We start from the raw sequence: 19153 nt of genomic DNA on the forward strand, positions 1-19153 counted from the left end.
TCAGATCGCTCTTCGGGCCATAATCTGCGCGCTCTCTGCCATCACTCGTCCAAAAAAACGATGGCAGCCGGCAAACAACCTTTCAAAACCGCAGAAAAACAGGCGTTTATGGATGGGCACTAGTCTAGCGCTGCACTGAGCGGATCGATGCAGCTTAGGCGCTGATCGCCTCGCGTTCCGCGGCAGCGGCTTCGACAGCGGCGAAGGCAGCGGCGATCACTTCGGGCCCTGCCCCGCTCTTCGTAGCGTCGGTGGAGAGAATCTGGCGGTAACGCCGCGCGCCGGGAAGGCCGGTAAACAGGCCGACCATATGCCGCGCGACATGCTGCAGCCTGCCGCCATTGGCGATATGATCAGCCGCATAGGCCATCATCGCGTCGCGCAGGGCATTCCAGTCCGGCTCGGCGGCCGGCGCGCCATAGAAGCGATGATCGACTTCGGACAGGATCGCTGCGTTCTGATAGGCGGCGCGGCCGAGCATGACGCCATCGACATGGCGCAGATGGGCTTCGCCCTCATCAAGCGTCTGGATGCCGCCATTGATGCCGATGAAGACATCCGGCCAGCGCTGCTTCATGCGATAGACGATATCGTAATCGAGCGGCGGGATCTCGCGATTCTCCTTGGGCGACAGGCCTTTCAGCCAGGCCTTGCGCGCATGCACCCAGACCACGTCCGCGCCGGCGTCAATGACTCGGGCGATGAAGTCGGGCAGCACCTCTTCCGGCTCCTGATCGTCGACGCCGATGCGGCATTTGACTGTGACCGGCACGGTTGCGACCGCCTTCATCGCCGCAACGCTTGCCGCCACGACATCAGGCGTCTGCATCAGGCAGGCGCCGAAGGTCCCGGACTGCACGCGGTCCGAGGGGCAGCCGACATTGAGGTTGATCTCGTCGTAGCGATAGGGCTCGGCGATCCGCACCGCCTCGGCAAGCTTTGCCGGATCCGACCCGCCAAGCTGCAGCGCAACAGGATGTTCCGCTGCATCATGGCCAAGCAGACGATCCCGCGGCCCATGAATGATCGCGTCGGCCACCACCATTTCGGTATAGAGCAGCGCATTGCGGCTGATCTGCCGGTGAAAGAAGCGGCAGTGCCGATCGGTCCAGTCGATCATGGGAGCAACGGCGAAAACAGGACGCCCGGAAATCATCGTCTTACTCTTACCTCAGGTCTCACCATTAAAGGCCGCGTGCAGCATCTTGCCGCTCATATGGCGAAGATCACCCTAAAATGCGAGGAAAAACTTATCCGCCCCTCGATTGCTCGACTTGCCGGAAGATCGGAGGATGCCGGCACGCTCCACCGTCGCCGCGCCAAAAAGCGCGGTCTCATCGAAGCAAACGGGTTCGCCAGGAACCTCTCGCAGGAGGCAAGAGAAGGAATCACCGAACGGAGACAGGCGGCAAACGCGCCGCCTGCCCGCAAAAGATTAGCCGGCTTTGATTGTCGTCTTGCCCTGCGACACCAGCTTCTCTGCGGCCTCGGCAACCGTAATCTTGCCGAAGGCAAGCTGGTCGGCAATCGGCCGCATGACCTTCTGGTCGAATTCCGTCGATCCGAGCGGCGCCGGCGGCGGGTAGTCGCCGACCTGATCCTTCAGAAGCTCCACATATTTGACGGTCGCCTGTTCCGTCGGGTTGAGACCGGGAAGAATCGCCTGGCGAACCGCTGGCGACATAGGAACGCCGCGCTCGACGCCGAGGATCTTGCCGGCCTCCACGTCGTTGACGAAGAAGTCGATGAATTTTGCCGCCTGTTCGCCATGCTGCGTCGTCGCACCAACGCTCCAGATCAGCGCGGGACGATAGTAATGGCCGGACGGCCCGCCTTTCTTCTCGCGCGGCAACATGGTGACGGCAAGCTTGTCCTTCACGACCAGCTGATATCCGACCAGCTGGTTGGAATAGGCCATGCCCATTGCCGACTTGCCGAGCGCCAGGCAATTGCTCTCGATGACGTTCTGGTCGAGCGTCTGAACATCAGCGGAGACCGTGCCGCCCTTCTGACGCAGGTCCTCCCAGTAGGAATACCATTCCTTAGCGTCGTCTACGCCGAAGCCGAGTGCGCCCTCGTTGGTATAGAGCATCTTGCCGCGTTGGCGCAGCCAGGCATCGAAAACATAGTTGTAGCGTGCGCCATATGGTCCGCCCCAATAGCTGCGCTTGCCCGCCGCCTTGGTCATCTCGACGGCGATCTTGGCATAATCATCCCAGGTCGTATCCGGACCGGGTGGATTGATGCCGACCTTCTTGAACATGTCCTCGTCATAGAACAGTGCGAAGGAATTCAGGCCGAGGCCGATACCCCACAGCTTGTTGTCCACCGTCGTCAGCTTCAGCACATCCTTGCCGAAGGCATCGACCTTCAAGGTGGAAGGAACGAACTGATCAAGCGCCAGGCAAGCGCCGCGCTTGGAATAATCCGAGATCGTGCTCGGCTCCAGCTGGAAGACGTCGGCAATGTCGCGGCTCGCCATCTCAGTTGCGAGCTTGGTCCAGTAGCCGTCGCCGCTGATGCTTTCGCCGATGACGTCGATGTCGGCATTCTTTTCGTGGAACAGCTTGGCGACATCGACAGTGCGCTTGGTGCGGTCGTTGCCGCCCCACCACATCGCGCGAAGCTGAACACTGTCCGCCGCAAAGGCAGATCGGGATTGCGTAGCTCCAAAGGCCAGGCCCGCTGCGGCGCCTGCGGATGCAACCATGAATGAACGGCGGTTCAATCGCATGAGTTTCCTCCTTCTCTTGCGAAACCTTGCACAGGAACGGCCCTCCGACCGATCGTGTCCATGGGAGAAAGGGTATGCAATATGAAAGTTTTTTGCAAGATTATATCTTTCTATTGCAAATTTGCATTATTTGCATAGGATCGAGCCATGAATGAAATTCGCTCAAAACGTCTGCGTCAGGCAGACATCGCCGAAAAAGCGGGCGTGTCGATCTCGACGGTATCGCGCGTCCTTGCCAACGAACCCGGCATCAGCGCGGTCATCCGTCAGCATATCCTCAAGGTCGCAGCCGATATCGGCTATCCCGTGAAGTCCTCTGCCGAACCATTGCCCGGCGGGCTTGCGCTGATCGCCAGCGACAGCGCCACCGGCGGGCTGAGCGTCTTCTACGAAGGCATCGTAGAGGGATTGCGGGCCAATGCCCTCGAACGAGGAATGCCGTTCGATATACGCCTCGTTCGCGAGGCGCGGATAACGCCTGAAAACGTTCGGGAGCAGATGTCGACCGCAAAGGCGGAGGGCCTGTTTCTCGTCGGCATCGATCCCTCGGATGAACTGCGTCTCTGGCTGGAGGAGAGCGGCACGCCGCTCGTCCTGGTCAACGGCACGGATCCCAGGATGCGCTTCGATGGCGTATCGCCTGCGAATTTCTTTGGCGCATTCGAGGCGACCAGCCGGATTCTGGCCGCCGGCCATCGCCGCGTTCTCCACCTGACGGGCTTGCATCGCCAGACGATCCACGAGCGCACGCGCGGCTTCGACGCGGCCATATCTGCCGTCGAAGGTGCCACCAGCCGTCTCCTGCCCCTGTCGTTTCAGGGAAGTGCCAGTGCGGAAGCACATGCCGTGACGGCTGCCGTGCTGACGGAAAGCCCCGACTTCACGGCGGCATTCTGCATGAACGACTTCGTCGCCGTCGGCGTGCTGGAAGCGGTCAAGGAGGCAGGTCGTCGCGTGCCGGAGGATTTCGCCATTGTCGGCTTCGACGACCTTCCCTGTGCAATGATGACCGATCCGCCGCTCTCCACCATGCGCGTGGACCGGGCCGCAATCGGACGCGATTCCGTGTCCCTGATGATATCCCGCTTCCGCGACAGGAACGTGCCGACGCGGCAGATATGCCATGCCGTTGTGCCGGTGAGCGGCGGCACCCTTCCAAGCGAGAACTGATCCATCGTTCCCGAAAGAGCCACTCCATGACGTACGATCCTGTCAGCAGCAATCCACTCTCCGGCAACCTGCTCCGCAATCGGAAAGACATGGAGCGCGCGCTGACAGATCTCTTCGATCCGCTGCTGCCCTACTTCTCGCAGGGCAATGCCCGTGTAAGGCTGGATGCGACTGCTGCTCATTTCGATCGCGCGGCTGCCGATCTGGAAGGCTTTGCCCGTCCATTGTGGGGCCTCGCCCCGCTTGGAGCCGGCGGAAGCGAATTTGCCCATTGGGACAAATATGCCGAGGGAATCGCGAACGGAACCGATCCCTCGCATCCGGAGTATTGGGGCACCGTTGCCACTCGCGACCAGCGCATGGTCGAACTCGCCGCTCTCGGCTTTGCGCTTGCCCTCGTGCCTGAGAAAATATGGGAGCCGCTCGATCGCCGCGCCCGCGACAATGTCATCAACTACCTCAAGCAGGCTCGCCAATTCGACTATGCCGACAACAACTGGAAATTCTTCCGCATCTTCGTCGATATCGCACTCGATCGCCTCGGCGCGGATTTCGATCGCAGCCTGACCAAGACCTATCTCCGCGAACTCGACGGTTTCTATATCGGCGACGGCTGGTATCGTGACGGTAGTGTTCGGCGCATCGATCATTACATTCCCTTCGCCATGCATTTCTACGGGCTGATCTATTCGAAGCTCGTCGATGACGATCACGCGAAACGCTATCGCGAACGCGCCGTGCTCTTTGCGAAGGACTTTCGCAACTGGTTCGCCGAGGATGGCGCTGTCATCCCGTTTGGCCGCAGCCTGACCTATCGCTTCGCCTGCGCCGGCTTCTGGTCGGCGCTGGCCTTTGCCGATCTGGAGGCGTTGCCCTGGGGTGAAATCAAAGGGCTGTGCCTGCGGCATCTGCGCTGGTGGTCCGACAAGCCGATCGCCAATAGCGACGGGACGTTGCCGATCGGTTACGGATATCCGAACCTATTGATGTCGGAGAACTATAATTCCGCCGGCTCGCCCTATTGGGCCTTCAAGGCATTCTTGCCGCTTGCACTGGGCAAAGACCATCCCTTTTGGACAGCGGAGGAAAAGCCGCTGGTCGTGGAAGCGACAATTGCGCCCCAACGCCATCCCGGCATGGTGATGATGCGCACCGGGGGCGATGTCATCGCGCTCTCCTCCGGTCAGGAGAACCTGCAGATGCGGTTTGGCTCCGAGAAATATGCCAAATTCGCCTATTCGGCCCGCTACGGTTTCAGCGTTGAAAGCGATGAGCGCGCCTTTGTCGGCGGCGCCTTCGATTCCATGCTCGCCTTCAGTGACGACGGCCTGCACTATCGGGTTCGCGAGACCAACAGCGACGCCAGGCTTGCCGGCGATGTCCTCTATTCGAAATGGTCACCCTTCAGTGATGTATCAGTAGAAACATGGCTCATCCCTTCGGCACCGTGGCATATCCGCGCCCACCGTGTCGTGACGCCAAGACCCTTGCAGACTGCCGAAGGCGGCTTCGCCATAGCGCGTCGCGACTTCAATGCCGACACTTTCGTCGCGGACAAAGGCTCTGCCTATGCTGTCGGTGAAGCGGATTTCAGCGGCATTCTCGACCTCGGCTCTTCGGTCGAACGGACAGGCATAGCGCAGAAGGGGCCGCCCAACACCAATCTCATCGTCGCAAGGACACTGGTCCCGCAATTGCGCGCCGAGATCCCTGCGGGCGAGACGATTTTGATCTCGGCCGTTCTTGCTTTGCGCGATCCCAATGCTGTTTCCACCGCTTGGCCCAATGCACCCGGCACGCCCGATATCGATGCATTGCGCGCACTCGTCGAGCGGGACGGCGTTACCATCAGCGCCATCGAAGCACCGAGCCGACTGCCGTGATCAGACCCACCATCGCCCTTGCCATGCAGCCGAGCCGCACCCAGCATGTGCTGACGCCGCTCCTTCTTGAAAAGCTGGGCGGGATCGGCCACCTTCTCGATGTCGCGCCGATGGAGCGCTTCGACGACGAGCGGTCCGTGCAGCTATTGGCGGAGGCGGAAATCCTTGTCACCGGCTGGGGAGCGCAACCGATCGACGCCCGCGTGCTCTGCCGCGCTCCACATCTGAAGCTGATTGTTCATGCGGCCGGCACGGTCAAAGGCCTCGTCGATGACAGCGTATTCGATGCCGGCATAGCGGTTAGCCACGCCGCGCAGGCCAATGCCATGCCCGTCGCCGAATTCACGCTCGCTGCGATCCTGTTTGCCGGCAAGAAAGTCTTCCGCTTTCGCGATCTCTATGTCGCAGACCGTAACCGTGCGCGCACGGTGCCGATACAGGCGGAAGCGATCGGCAATTACCGGCGCATCGTCGGCATTGTCGGCGCTTCGCGGATCGGACGGCGGGTGATCGAGCTGCTCCGACCCTTCGACTATCGCGTGATTGTCTACGATCCCATTATGGACGACAGCGAGGCACAGCGATTGGGCGTCGAAAAAGTCAATCTCGACGCGCTGATGACTACAGCCGATATCGTCTCCATTCATGCGCCTTCCCTGCCGGCAACGCGGCACATGATCGATGTCCGACGCCTGTCGCTGATGAAGGCCGGGGCGACCCTGATCAACACGGCGCGCGGCGCGATCGTAGACGAACCCGCATTGATCGACGTGCTCAAGTCCGGACGCATCGATGCCGTGATCGACGTGACCGATCCGGAAATACCGGACGCCGCCTCGCCTTTCTACGATCTGCCCAACGTCTTTCTGACGCCCCATATCGCCGGCGCCGTAGGACTGGAAAGAACGCGGCTCGGCGAGATGGCGGTCGACGAGGTCTGCCGCTTCATAAAAGGAAAACCGCTGCTATATCAGGTTCATCGGCAGGATCTTCAACATATGGCATGAACTTGGCTGCTGACGGCACTGCCGGTTACGCAGGAGCGTAAAAGTGGACGCCTTCAACTCGATAGGACGTTTATCAACGTCTTGTGCTGTGGCCCGCCTTCAGTGTCGCGGCCTATAACAGAAACCGTATCGAAGAGAACTTCGATCGTAACATCATTCAAGGATATCAGCCAAAATCTCGGCTTGAGTGCCTTCCATCGAGACGCTTCTTCGCTATCCAAAATTTCATTGAATGCCCATGGCTGAATGGGATAGCGACACTCTTTCAGCCCCTCAACGTTCATTGGCGTAATGCGAAAGTCGATGACATCCTCGAACCTGAGTACCACATTGCCACCTCCTGCACGCACTGAAGCTTCATAACAAATGAAAGCATCGTTTCCATCAAAGAACGCTGCAGGGTTGGCGACTTTCCCCAACTCAGCAAAGGCCTCTTGAGCAACTGCTACTTGCATTATTAATCTCGCCATTGGGTGATGGAAGGTCGAAAAACCGTTCGCCATGAACGGTTATTTTGTCAACAGGACCGAACCTACCAAAAGACACATGCTTAGATTTGGGATTGTCTAAAAACCCGTTTTTAACGTTCATGACTTAGTAATCTCTCGAAAGAGAGGTTAGTCATGCGTCCCCGTACCGTCTTTATCGTCGCCTTGGCGCTTTTGGCCGGCTGCGCGACGGCTCCTCATCAGACGAGAAACGTCTGCGCGATCTTCGATCAGCGCGATGGCTGGTTCAACAATTGGCGCCGGGCGGCGGAGAACACCCAACGCGAATATGGTGTCCCCGTGCCTATTCTGATGGCGACGGTCTATGCGGAATCGGGCTTCAGCCCCTATGCGCGGCCGCCCCGGACGAAGCTGCTCGGCTTCATCCCCTGGACGCGTCCTTCCACCGCCTACGGCTACTCGCAAGCGCTCGATGGCACCTGGGACAAATACCAGCGGGAAACCGGCCATTGGGGCGCCCGGCGATCGAACTTCGTCGACGCGATCGACTTCATCGGCTGGTATCACGAGCAGAGCCACCTGCAGAACGGCATTGCGCTGAACGACGCCTACAGCCTCTACATCGCTTACTACGTTGGCCCCAAGGCCTACGCGCAGGGAAGCTGGCGCGGCAATGCCAGCCTGCAGGCGACGGCAAGGCGCGTCGCCGGCATGGCCGCACTCTACTCCAATCAATTGCCGCAATGCGAATAAGCGGACGACGCGGCTCTAGGGCCGCGTATCCAAGAGGTTGAGGCCGTTATCGTCACCCCATATGTCCGCAATGGAGACGGGGGTGCCGGTGCGGCTGCTTTTCAGCGCCGCGATGCCGCAGAGAACAGACATTGCCCCTGCCCGTGATCCCGCGCGCTGCCTGAGTTCGTCGTTCGGCCCTGTTTTCAGGAGCATGTTGCGCAGCCGGTCGTCGCCGCCGTAATGACCGCCTGAGGAATAAGGCACCCAGATGCGCTCGACGCCGTCGAAATTCTTCATGACGACGATCTCGTCGGCCGGCGGCATGGTCCAGGCCTGCGCCTCGTACTGACGCAGCTCGATACGGCCCTTGTGACCGTTGAAGGCAATGTGATGCCCTTCGATCGGCATATAGGTATTCAGTGAATAGGAGACCTGAACGCCGTTCTGATAGTGGATGGAGGCCACCATCGTGTCGGGAATGTCGATGCTCTCGCGGAACACACAGGCATCGCGGACATAGCCGTCCTCCGACGAGGGATCCTCGTAGAGGCTCTGGAGCAGCGGCACCTTGCTGATATCGAGAAAGTAATTGCACTCGCCCTTGTGCGGACAGGTGCGACAGCGCTCGCCGCGGAAAGGCCCATTGCGGCCGTAATGCTTGAGATCGGCAAAGGCCGAGACCGTCTGTGGATCGGAATCCAGATACCAGTTCAGGAGATCGAAATGATGGGTCGCCTTATGAACGAAAAGGCTGCCGGAATTTTCGACGAAGGCATGCCAGCGCCGAAAATAGTCTGCGCCGTGACTGGTATCGAGATACCAGTGAAAATCGACCGAGGTAACCTCACCGATGACGCCCGAATTCAGCAATTCCTTGATCTTTGCCGCCGTCGGCGCGAAGCGGTAGTTAAAGGAAACATCGAGCTTCTTGCCCGTGCGCTTCTCGGCCTCGAGGATGCGCTTGATCTTGTCGACCGTCGTCGTCATCGGCTTTTCACTGATGACATTGGCGCCCGCTTCCATCGCCTTGACGATCAGGTCGTCATGGGTGGAATCGCGGGTGCAGACGATGACCAGATCCGGCCGCTCGACCCGCAACAACTCATCGAAATCCGTGTAGATGGGCGCTCTCACGCCGATATACTCAAGTGCCCTTTCCGCGCGCATCCGATTAAGATCGCAGACCGCCACGAGCTCGACCTCATTGCCCCACCCTCCGATCAGATCCTTGCCCCACATGGTCGTGCCGCGGTTGCCCGCGCCGACCAGCGCATATCGTTTCCTTGATGACGGCTGCATATCTCTCCTCCAGAGATGGACGGCGCGTCGGCTCCCGTCCGGAAACATTCAACACAAAATGTCAGGCTTTCGGCGCGACCGGCGAAGGCTCCATGGCGCCCCAGTCCGGCTCGACGGACGAGCCGAGGCCGACAGCGCCGATGACCGAAGCGATCGCGATGCGTCCGCCCTTAATGGCAAGACGCGCGCGGCCGTCATGGAGACGGTAAAGGTCGGAATGTCCGGCTGCGAAAGCTGCCTGCTCGGCAAGCGGGGCGCCGGCCATGCCGTCGACGTAATGGTGGCCGTTGCGCTCGATATGGGTCATGCCAATCAAAGCCGCGAGCGCGAGATCCTGCTGCACGGCAAGACCCGCCTGTGTCGTCAGGTCCTCGCCCGACATGAAATAGGCGCGGCCATCCTCGGCAGTCCATTTCGCGACCCGCGCGCGGTTCAGCAGCGAGCGATAGAAGCCCTTGCAGGATTTCGACGAGATGCCGTCATAGCCAAGTCCCCGAGCAGTGATGAAGGCATCCATCGTGGCGTCAGATTCATCGATCTCGACAGGCTTGAAGGCAGCGAGCGCCGAAACCGGCTTTTCGAAAGCGTGAGCGCGGGCGATCGGCTGTTCAACGAAGAGAATGGAGGCAGCGAAACGAGCAAGGCGCGGCGCGGCCTTGATACGCATAAGCAGGTCAGCCACGGCCTCTGCAGACGAGAATTGTTCGTTGCCGTCGAGCGTCACCGAATAGTCCGGCACTTTGGAATCGATCAGCCCGGCGACGCGGCAAAGCCGATCGATATCAGCAACCGGATCGCCCGAGACCTTCACCTTAAAAAAGGTCAGGCCATAGGCGTCAATCGCCTGCTCCAGGCTTTCGGGCAAACCGTCATTGAGCCGATCTTCCTCGGCAATATCGCCCGTGGCGATCGCATCGACCAAGCCGACGGTGTGACGGGCAGCAATATGACTGGATGGCTGTAGGCTGGACAGGAACATCGACAGATCGAAGCCTGTAAGATCGGGAGCGGTAGAGATATCAATGCCAAAACGATTCGCCTGAACCGCCTGTGCAACAGAAATGCCTTCCATGCGGCAGACGGCATCGATGATGGCCCGGTCGGCCAGCGCCAGTCCGAAGGACGCGACGAGCCCGTTCAATCTCTCGGATGCTGCACGCTTGTGATGCTCTGTCTCGACGACTGCGTGGAGCGCGAAGGCGCTACCCAACCCCGCCCCCTGAAGCGAATCGAGGGCAAGCGTCAGCGACCGGCGAAGCTGGTTTTCATTGTCGCCGTTGGAAAGTTCAGGAGACTTGTCGAACCATTTCGGCACCATCAATTCCGCCGCCATACCGTAGGTCGAGCGGCCTGCAGCATCCTCGATGCGGACGCGCAGAAATATCTGCCGCGCCTCGCGCAAGGTCGCCGCACCGAAGCGGAACGGCAGCCGCAGGCGGACCGGGCGTTCAAAGGCCCGCGCCTCGACGAGTCTAATGTTCAAAGGATCAGCCATGGCTCAACCCACCCGAGCGCATGTGGCGGCCGGTCGAGACGGCAGAGGCGATATGACATCAGCCTCCACGGGGAGCCGAAAACGACAGGTGAACATCACATTCCTCCTCCCAGAAGTCTGCAAAATGGAATACATTGAAAAAACAATAGATTACCATTTCAAAGATGTAACTGTACAGTTACAAGATCGACCCGGACACCATCATTTGTCAACTGCCCCAGAAAAAATTTCATGTGGCAACGGAGCGATCGACAGATCATGTCAATCTGGCCCGGTCGGAACAGCGTGACCTTCTGCCGCAGGCCAAATACCCCCTGCAAAGCCAGTATTGCGGCAATTCTCTCCGTGGAACCACGATGCCCATCCGGATTTGCCTGTCACAAACGGCCCTGGGGCGCGAACAACCCAAAGCTGTTTCGAGCCGATAGTGGAATGATGGCTTGACACGTCTCAAATTCTCTCCATTTTGTAACCAAATAGTTATGTGATGCACAGCAGTCTCGTAGATCATCGGTAAACTGGGGAGGAGACCAGGATGACGTTGACGATAGACCGCCGCCAGCTTCTATGCGGCATGGCAACCACGATCGCCTTCAGCGCCATGGGATTGGCCCCTGCGCGGGCCGCCACCTCCATGCGCTTCCTCTGGTGGGGCTCGAAGGAGCGCACCGACAGAACGATGGATGCGATCAAGCAATATGGTGCCAAGAATTCCGATATCACCATCGCCGGCGAATCCTTTGGCTGGGACAATTACTGGACCCGTCTCGCCACTCAGACGGCAGGCGGCAATGCCCCCGACCTGATCCAGATGGATTATCGCTATATCTTCGAATATGCCCGCCGCGGCACGCTTCTCGACTTCACGCCCTATATGGGCAAGTCGCTGGCGATCGATGATTTCGGCAATGCCAACATCGATTCCGGCAAGGTCGACGGCAAGCTCTACGGGGTAAACCTCGGCGTCAATTCCAGTATGGTGGTCTACAACACCGATGCCTGGAGAGAGGCCGGCCTCGATCCCCTGCATGACGGCATGACCTGGGACCAGTTCGCCGATGCCTGCGCCAAGCTCACCGCTGCCAAGAAGCGCCGCACCTTCTATGGATCGCAGGATGCGAGCGGCCTGGAACCCGCCTTCGAATGCTGGCTGCGCCAGCGCGGCAAGGCGCTCTACGGCAATGACGGCAAGCTCGCTTTCGACGCCAAGGATACGGCCGACTGGTTCACCTTCTGGGCGCACATGCGCGACAGCAAGGCCTGCGTGCCCGCCGACGTCCAGGCGCTGGACCAGCAGACGATCGAGACGAGCACTATCGTCCTGCGCAAATCCGCCGTCAGCTTCGCGCACTCCAATCAGTTCCTGGCAATCCAGGGCCTGAGCAAGGAAAAGTTTGACATCTTCGCCTATCCGAATGCCGGCGCAAACGGAAAGCCAGGCCAATATCTGAAGCCTTCGATGCTGATGTCGGTCTCGGCCCAGTCGCAGAACAAGGATGCCGCCGTCGCCTTCGTCAACTATCTCGTCGAGGATCCCGATGGCACCAAGGCGCTCGGCGTCGAGCGCGGCGTTCCCGCCTCCGACAAGGTCCGCAAGGCGCTGACCGCAGGCCTGGACGACAATAGCAAGCTCGTCGTCGACTATATCGGCCGCCTGACGCCGCAGGTCGGCGCCCTGCCGCCGCCGCCGCCGAACGGCGCTGGCGAAAATGCGTTCCTCCTGAAGAAGATCGCAGAGGAAGTGGCCTTCGGCCGTTCATCCCCGACGGATGCCGGAACGAAATTCACCGAACAGGCAGCCGCAAACATAACGCGAGGCTGAGACCTTGGGCACGCAAACATCAAGCGCCGCCGGCAGCTCTGCTGTCGGCCTGCGCACCATCGCGCGCAATAGCGAACGAACGAAACCGCCCGGAGCGCTTGCCCGCAACCTGCCGGGATATCTCTTCCTGCTGCCCTGGTTCATAGGCTTCTTCGGCCTGACGCTCGGGCCGGCGCTGGTATCGCTCTATCTGTCCTTCACCGACTATAACCTGCTGCAGGCGCCACATTTCGTCGGCATCGACAACTATGCCCGCATCGCCGGCGGCGACGACAAGTTTATTTCGTCGATGAGGGTGACGCTGTTCTATGTCGTCTGCTCGGTCCCGCTGAAGCTCGCCTTCGCGCTTATCGTCGCGCTGCTCCTCAATCGCGGCATACGCGGCCTGACGGTCTATCGCGCCATCTTCTACCTGCCGTCGCTGCTCGGCTCCAGCGTCGCGATCGCCGTTCTCTGGCGGCAGATCTTCGATGGCGATGGCGTGGTCAATACGCTGCTCTGGTATGTCGGCATCGAAGGCCCGAGCTGGATCTCGAACCCCGACTATTCGCTCTATACGCTGATCGTTCTTGCGATCTGGCAGTTCGGCTCGCCGATGATCATCTTCCTCGCCGGCCTGAGGCAGATCCCGACGGACATGTACGAGGCGGCAAGCCTCGACGGCGCCTCGAAGACGCGCATCTTCTTCAAGATCACGCTGCCGCTTCTGACCCCGGTCATCTTCTTCAACGCCGTGGTCCAGACGATCGACGCCTTCAAAGCGTTTACGCCGGCCTATGTCATCTCCTCGGGCACTGGCGGCCCGATCGATTCGACGCTGTTCTACACGCTCTACCTCTACCAGGAAGCCTTCGGCTTCTTCCGCATGGGATATGCGGCGGCGCTCGCGTGGATCCTTGTGATCATCATCGCGATCTTCACCGCCTTCTCCTTCCTGTCAGCACGGTATTGGGTCCACTACGATGACTGATGCGAAGCTTGTTTCCTTCTCCGACGACCTCAACCCGCCGCGCGAGCGCCCCATCATCCTGTCGGTGCTGATCCACGCGGCATTGATCATCGCCTCGATCGTCATGCTCTATCCCCTGCTCTGGATGCTGTCAGGCTCGGTCAAGGACCAGAACGAGATCTTCCAGAGCGCCTCGCTGATCCCGAGTTCGCTCGATTTCAGCGCCTATGTCAGGGGGTGGATGGGCGCCCAGGTGACCTTCGGCACCTTCGTCTGGAATTCAGTCGTCATCGCCGTCCTCTCGGTCATCGGCAATGTCGTTTCCTGCTCGCTTGCGGCCTATGCCTTCTCGCGGCTGCGCTTCTGGGGACGTGACTTCTGGTTCGCGCTGATGCTGGGGACGCTGATGCTGCCCTATCACGTCACCCTCATCCCGCAATATATCCTCTTCCTCAAGCTCGGCTGGGTGAAGACGATGCTGCCGCTCGTCGTGCCGAAGTTCCTCGCCGTCGATGCCTTCTTCATCTTCCTGATGGTGCAATTCTTCCGCGGCATTCCGCGCGAACTCGACGAAGCCGCGATGATGGACGGCTGCAGCCCCTGGCGCATCTATTGGAAGATCATGCTGCCTCTCTCCCTGCCCGTTCTCGCAACGGCGGCAATCTTCTCCTTCATCTGGACCTGGGACGACTTCTTCGGGCCTCTGATCTATCTGAGCGACATCAATACCTATACCGTCCAGCTCGGACTGCGCTCCTTCGTGGATTCGACCGGCAGTTCCGATTGGAGCAGCCTCTTTGCCATGTCGAGCATTTCGCTGATCCCGGTCTTCCTCATCTTCCTTTTCTTCCAGCGCCTGCTGATCGATGGCATCGCCACCGCCGGCCTGAAACGCTGATGCCAAGACTTATGAAAGGACATGTCGCATGAGCGCTCTGCGCTTCGCCGCCATCGGTCTCAATCACGACCATATCTACGGCCAGGTCAACGTCATGCTGAGGGCGGGCGCCGAACTGGTCTCGTTTTATGCCGTCGAGGACGACCTCTCCGCCGCCTTCGCAAAACGCTTCCCGCAGGTGGAACGCGTAGCCGACCGCAGGCAGATCCTCGAGGACCACTCGATCGATCTGATCCTCAGCGCCGCGATCTCAAGCGAACGAGCGGGCGTCGCAATATCAGCCATGCATCACGGCAAGGACATCATGCTCGACAAACCCGGCATGACGACGCTGGAACAGCTGGCGGAAGTCCGACGCGTCCAGGCCGAGACCAAGCGCATCGTCTCCATTCTCTATTCCGAGCATTTCGAGACAGCTTCGACAGTCAAGGCCGGCGAGTTGGTCAAATCAGGCGCCATCGGCAAGGTGATCCACACGACCGGCCTCGGTCCGCATCGCCTGCGCAAGCCGACCCGCCCGGAATGGTTCTTCCAGCGCCAGCGCTACGGCGGCATCATCACCGATATTGCCGCACATCAGTTCGAACAGTTCCTGTTCTTCACGGATTCGCTCGACGTCGAGGTGCTATCGGCGACGGTCGCCAATCGCGCCAATCCCGATACGCCGGAGTTGCAGGACTATGGCGACGTGCATCTGCGTACGCCTGATGCGACGGGCTATATCCGCGTCGACTGGTTCACCCCGGACGGACTGCCGACCTGGGGCGACGGCCGCCTCTTCATCGTCGGGACGGAAGGATCGATCGAGCTTAGGAAATATCTCGATATCGCCGGGCGCCCGGGCACCGATCACCTCTTCCTGGTCGACCGCAAGGGCATGCAGCACATCGATTGCAGCGATGTGGAACTGCCCTATGGCCGGCAGCTCGCTGCCGATATCCGCGATCGCACCGAGACGGCCATGGGTCAGGAACATTGCTTCAAAACCATGGAGTTGGCGCTGAAAGCTCAAGCACTGGCTGAAGCCACTTCCCAAAGAGATTTTCGAAAGTAGTCGCGCATGTCTGATATCAAAAAAGTCGCAGTGATCGGTCTCGGCATCGGCCGTTCCCACATCGTCGAGGGCTATCTGCCGCATCCCGACCGGTTCGAGGTCGCCATCCTCTGCGATCTCAACGACGAGCGCCTGAATGCCGTCGGCGACGAGTTCGGCATCAAGGGCCGCACCAGGGATTTTGCCGAGGTCCTTGCCATGCCCGAAATCGACATCATCGACATCTGCACGCCTCCCGGCTCGCATTTTGAACTCATCCTGCAGGCTCTGGCTTCAGGCAAGCACGTCGTCTGCGAGAAGCCGCTGGTCGGCTCGCTCGCCGATGTCGATGCGGTCATGGAAGCCGAAAAGACGGCGCGCGGTATGCTCATGCCGATCTTCCAGTATCGCTACGGCGACGGCGTCCAGAAGGCCAAGCGTATCATTGATGCCGGTATCGCCGGCAAGCCCTATGTCGCGACCTCGGAAACCCACTGGCTGCGCACAGCCGAATATTACGCCGTGCCGTGGCGCGGCAAATGGGCGACGGAACTGGGTGGCGTGCTGATGACGCATTCCATCCATCTGCACGACATGCTGACCTATCTGATGGGACCGATAGCGGGCCTCTTCGGTCGGGTGGCAACCCGCGTCAACGATATCGAGGTTGAGGATTGCGCCAGCGCCAGCCTGCTGATGGAAAACGGCGCGCTGGCGACGATCAGCGCCACCCTTGGCTCGACTTCGCAGATCAGCCGCCTGCGCCTCTGCTTCGAAAACGTGCTTTTCGAAAGCAACCACGAACCCTATAGCCCTGGTCAGGATCCCTGGACGATCGTCCCCGCCAATGACGAGATTGCAGCCAAGATCGACGCAGTGCTTAAGGACTGGACGCCGGTGCCGATACGCTTTGAGACCCAGATGAAGCTGTTCCACGACGCTCTTGTGTCTGGCGGTCCCCTACCGGTGACAACGGTCGACGCCCGTCGTGCGCTGGAGCTGGTAACCGCTTTCTACGAGTCCTCGGAGACCCGCACGGAAGTTCGCTTTCCCGTCGGTCCTGAGAGCCGGAAATACAAAAGCTGGAGGCCCGCATGAACCTGCATATCGCAACGTCGGACCTGAAGGAGAAGACCATGGCAACGAGCGTTTCCCTGCAGAAGGTCGTCAAGCGCTATGGCGAATTTCAGGTCGTGCACGGCATTGACCTTGAAATCGAGCCGGGAGAATTCGCCGTCTTCGTCGGCCCGTCCGGTTGCGGCAAGTCCACGCTCCTTCGAATGATCGCCGGCCTTGAGCCGATCTCGGGCGGATCGCTGCTGCTTGACGGCGAGCGAATGAACGACGTGCCCGCCGCCAAGCGCGGCATCGCCATGGTCTTCCAGTCCTACGCGCTCTATCCGCATATGACCGTCTACAAGAACCTAGCTTTCGGCCTGGAAACGGCCGGCATGAAGAAGCAGGAAATCCAGCCGCGCGTCGAGCGTGCCGCCGATATCCTGCAGATCAAGCCGCTTCTGCAGCGCAAGCCGAAGCAGCTCTCCGGCGGCCAGCGCCAGCGCGTCGCGATCGGCCGGGCGATCGTGCGCGAGCCCAATATCTTCCTCTTCGACGAGCCGCTGTCCAACCTCGACGCCGAACTGCGCGTGCAGATGCGTGTTGAAATCGCCCGGCTTCACCAGAACCTCGGCAACACCATGATCTACGTCACCCACGACCAGACGGAAGCCATGACCATGGCCGACAAGATCGTGGTGCTGAACGCTGGGCGCATCGAACAGGTGGGCGCGCCGCTCGACCTCTACAACAAGCCGAAGAACAAGTTCGTCGCCGGCTTCATCGGCTCGCCGAAGATGAATTTCATCGAGGGAAAAATCGCCGGCACCGAGGATGGCGCGACGACGGTCGAAATCAACGGAAAATCGGTGCGGCTTCCCCGTCACCTTGCCTCAGCCAAGACCGGCGATCCCGTGACCTTCGGCGCGCGTCCTGAGCACCTGACGGTTGCCGATCGCGGCGTTTCGCTCGGTGAGGCACGCGTCGATCTCGTCGAACATCTCGGCGGGCAGACCGTACTCTACACGTCCCTGAAGGGTGGGCAGACGCTGACTGTCGCGCTGGAGGACCAGCAGCCCATGCGCGCCGGCGAAACGGTGACGATCAGTATCGATCCGGAGCGCTGCCACCTCTTTGCCGCTGATGGCTCCGCGCTCTAGGCACCCTATCGCGGGTACTGGCGTCTGCATAGCAAAAGGCCCGGCAATATGCCGGGCCTTCTCTTCGTCGATGATTAGGTCAAATCAGAAGTTACGCTCGAAGCGAAGGATACCGGCAACGGTATCGTCGTTGATCGAGTCGTAATGGACGTAGGTCAGTTCCGGCTCGACGAGCAGGTTCTTGACCGGGTTGAACTTCAGGTTCGTCGTGGCTTCGAAGATCTTGGAGTCCGTGTAGGCCAGCTGCAGGTTCCACTTCAGCTTGTCGTTGAACGGAACGCCAACGCCGCCCCACAGAGCCCAATCGCCCCAGCCGCAAAGCTCGGGATGATCAACCGGGCAAGCCGAGCGGTCCTGGTTGGTGCCGGCATACTTGTTCAGCTTGTCGCCGTCGGTGTTCCAGCCGCCCATCAGGAAGGCTTCCACGCCGCCGAGCTTCGCATCGATACGAGCCTTGATGGCACCTTCTTCAACGATCGAGTCGTAACCGCCGACAACCTTGAAGCCGAGCGTACCGGTCGTGTAGCCGAGACCCGCGACAACGTCGGGAGCGTAGTGGTTTTCCTTATCGTCGGTCCACCACGAAGCGCCGTACGAGGCGTCGCCGGTCGAGGTCGAGTTGCTGTCTTCCAACGAGATCACGCCGGTGAAACCGGTGCCGCTGTCGTAGTTGTAGGTCAACTGGTTCAGTTCGTAAGGACCGTCATAGATCACGTCGTCGTTGATGACGTCGCCGGCATAACCCGCATAGAGATTATACTGCGAATCGAGCTTGCCGACCGTGAAACCGCCAAGGCTGATATTGGCGAACAGGAGCTTCGAGGAGGTGCTGCCTCCGTCGTTCCATTCCCAACGGAAGATGGTGTTGGTCTTCAGAGCGCCGAATTCGGTATCCGTCGCTGTATCGATATTGAGCTCGGTACGGTCATGCCAGAGCGTGCCAACGCGGCTGCTCGGGTTGTAGGCGTCATACCACTCGCCTTCGGTGCGGATCTTGCCGCCGATCTTGATGCAGGTCTCGGTACCCGGAATGTAGAAATAGCCAACCCCATAGGCATCGCAAATGCGGACGTAGTTGAGCGGTTCAGGCTCGGCGGCGACGACAGCATCTGCCGCGTGAGCGCTGGATGCTGCTGCGAGTGCAGCAGCGGAGCCAAAAAGAAGCCCCTTGATATTCATCAGTTACTCCAATTCGAAATGTCGGATGGAAGATCAGGATTTCGCAATAGATTTTGCGCCCTGTCGCGCCTCCTCCAGACGGTTTCTTTCGGTGGGAGCAATCAAGCTCCACGGCCCAGTGCTAGGCCCCCGGGGCGTGATTTGGCAATATGCTAAGTCAGGCAAACTATTTTTGCCGGTATCGAAAAGGCGCCGATGTTGCAAATGAAGCACAGCCGATTAGAAAGATTTTCCAAACGTCGAGCCCGAATCAAACCTCCCCGGCGTTGCACCCAAGACACAGT

General features: G+C 59.9%; 16 protein-coding genes. 10 read left to right on the forward strand and 6 right to left on the reverse strand.

The window, feature by feature from the left end; genetic code table 11:
• Positions 1–154: 154 nt before the first annotated feature.
• Positions 155–1156, reverse strand: coding sequence for a tRNA dihydrouridine(20/20a) synthase DusA (dusA, locus tag DTW90_RS00005; protein WP_149335908.1), 1002 nt, complete (start codon positions 1154–1156; stop codon positions 155–157).
• A gap of 279 nt (positions 1157–1435) precedes the next feature.
• Positions 1436–2734, reverse strand: coding sequence for an extracellular solute-binding protein (locus DTW90_RS00010; RefSeq protein ID WP_149335909.1), 1299 nt, complete (start codon positions 2732–2734; stop codon positions 1436–1438).
• A gap of 147 nt (positions 2735–2881) precedes the next feature.
• Here DTW90_RS00010 and DTW90_RS00015 point away from each other — a divergent pair, with 147 nt between their 5' ends.
• From DTW90_RS00015 to DTW90_RS00025, 3 genes are read left to right on the forward strand one after another with little or no spacing between them, the layout of a single operon-like run.
• Positions 2882–3904, forward strand: coding sequence for a LacI family DNA-binding transcriptional regulator (locus DTW90_RS00015; RefSeq protein WP_149335910.1), 1023 nt, complete (start codon positions 2882–2884; stop codon positions 3902–3904).
• Between the two features lie 26 nt (positions 3905–3930).
• Entirely contained in the window at positions 3931–5787 is a 1857-nt protein-coding gene (locus DTW90_RS00020) for a DUF2264 domain-containing protein (RefSeq protein WP_149335911.1), read from the forward strand.
• Positions 5784–6794: a hydroxyacid dehydrogenase gene (locus DTW90_RS00025; RefSeq protein WP_149335912.1), complete on the forward strand. Its 1011-nt coding sequence runs from the start codon at positions 5784–5786 to the stop codon at positions 6792–6794. The genes DTW90_RS00020 and DTW90_RS00025 overlap by 4 nt, the downstream gene beginning before the upstream one ends.
• A gap of 53 nt (positions 6795–6847) precedes the next feature.
• On the opposite strand, the gene DTW90_RS00030 is transcribed toward DTW90_RS00025, so the two are convergent.
• Positions 6848–7249 (reverse strand): hypothetical protein, encoded by a 402-nt coding sequence (locus DTW90_RS00030; protein ID WP_149335913.1) that lies wholly within the window; start codon positions 7247–7249, stop codon positions 6848–6850.
• 168 nt (positions 7250–7417) lie between these two features.
• Here DTW90_RS00030 and DTW90_RS00035 point away from each other — a divergent pair, with 168 nt between their 5' ends.
• Positions 7418–7996: a hypothetical protein gene (locus tag DTW90_RS00035; protein WP_149335914.1), complete on the forward strand. Its 579-nt coding sequence runs from the start codon at positions 7418–7420 to the stop codon at positions 7994–7996.
• Positions 7997–8011: 15 nt separating this feature from the next.
• On the opposite strand, the gene DTW90_RS00040 is transcribed toward DTW90_RS00035, so the two are convergent.
• Positions 8012–9277 (reverse strand): Gfo/Idh/MocA family oxidoreductase, encoded by a 1266-nt coding sequence (locus DTW90_RS00040; RefSeq protein ID WP_149335915.1) that lies wholly within the window; start codon positions 9275–9277, stop codon positions 8012–8014.
• 61 nt (positions 9278–9338) lie between these two features.
• On the reverse strand, positions 9339–10772 hold the full coding sequence (locus tag DTW90_RS00045; RefSeq protein ID WP_149335916.1) for a mandelate racemase: 1434 nt from the start codon (positions 10770–10772) through the stop codon (positions 9339–9341).
• 535 nt (positions 10773–11307) lie between these two features.
• Here DTW90_RS00045 and DTW90_RS00050 point away from each other — a divergent pair.
• The 6 genes from DTW90_RS00050 to ugpC all read left to right on the forward strand — a co-directional run bounded on the left by DTW90_RS00050 (position 11308) and on the right by ugpC (position 17690).
• Complete coding sequence (locus tag DTW90_RS00050) at positions 11308–12594, forward strand: ABC transporter substrate-binding protein (protein ID WP_149335917.1); 1287 nt, start codon at positions 11308–11310, stop codon at positions 12592–12594.
• A gap of 58 nt (positions 12595–12652) precedes the next feature.
• Positions 12653–13564 (forward strand): sugar ABC transporter permease, encoded by a 912-nt coding sequence (locus tag DTW90_RS00055; RefSeq protein WP_149336968.1) that lies wholly within the window; start codon positions 12653–12655, stop codon positions 13562–13564.
• Between the two features lie 103 nt (positions 13565–13667).
• Positions 13668–14441: a carbohydrate ABC transporter permease gene (locus DTW90_RS00060; RefSeq protein ID WP_245512783.1), complete on the forward strand. Its 774-nt coding sequence runs from the start codon at positions 13668–13670 to the stop codon at positions 14439–14441.
• A 28-nt stretch (positions 14442–14469) separates the two neighbouring features.
• A complete protein-coding gene (locus tag DTW90_RS00065) occupies positions 14470–15495 on the forward strand; it encodes a Gfo/Idh/MocA family oxidoreductase (RefSeq protein WP_149335919.1) in 1026 nt (341 codons plus the stop codon).
• A gap of 6 nt (positions 15496–15501) precedes the next feature.
• A complete protein-coding gene (locus tag DTW90_RS00070) occupies positions 15502–16572 on the forward strand; it encodes a Gfo/Idh/MocA family oxidoreductase (protein ID WP_149335920.1) in 1071 nt (356 codons plus the stop codon).
• 38 nt (positions 16573–16610) lie between these two features.
• Positions 16611–17690, forward strand: coding sequence for a sn-glycerol-3-phosphate ABC transporter ATP-binding protein UgpC (gene ugpC / locus DTW90_RS00075; protein ID WP_149336970.1), 1080 nt, complete (start codon positions 16611–16613; stop codon positions 17688–17690).
• Positions 17691–17774: 84 nt separating this feature from the next.
• Here ugpC and DTW90_RS00080 read toward each other — a convergent pair whose 3' ends face one another.
• Positions 17775–18869, reverse strand: a complete 1095-nt coding sequence (locus DTW90_RS00080; protein WP_149335921.1) for a porin — start codon at positions 18867–18869, stop codon at positions 17775–17777.
• Between the last annotated feature and the right edge of the window lie 284 nt (positions 18870–19153).

It is taken from the genome of Neorhizobium sp. P12A, assembly GCF_008365395.1.
In the GTDB taxonomy this organism is placed as follows: Bacteria; Pseudomonadota; Alphaproteobacteria; order Rhizobiales; family Rhizobiaceae; genus Rhizobium.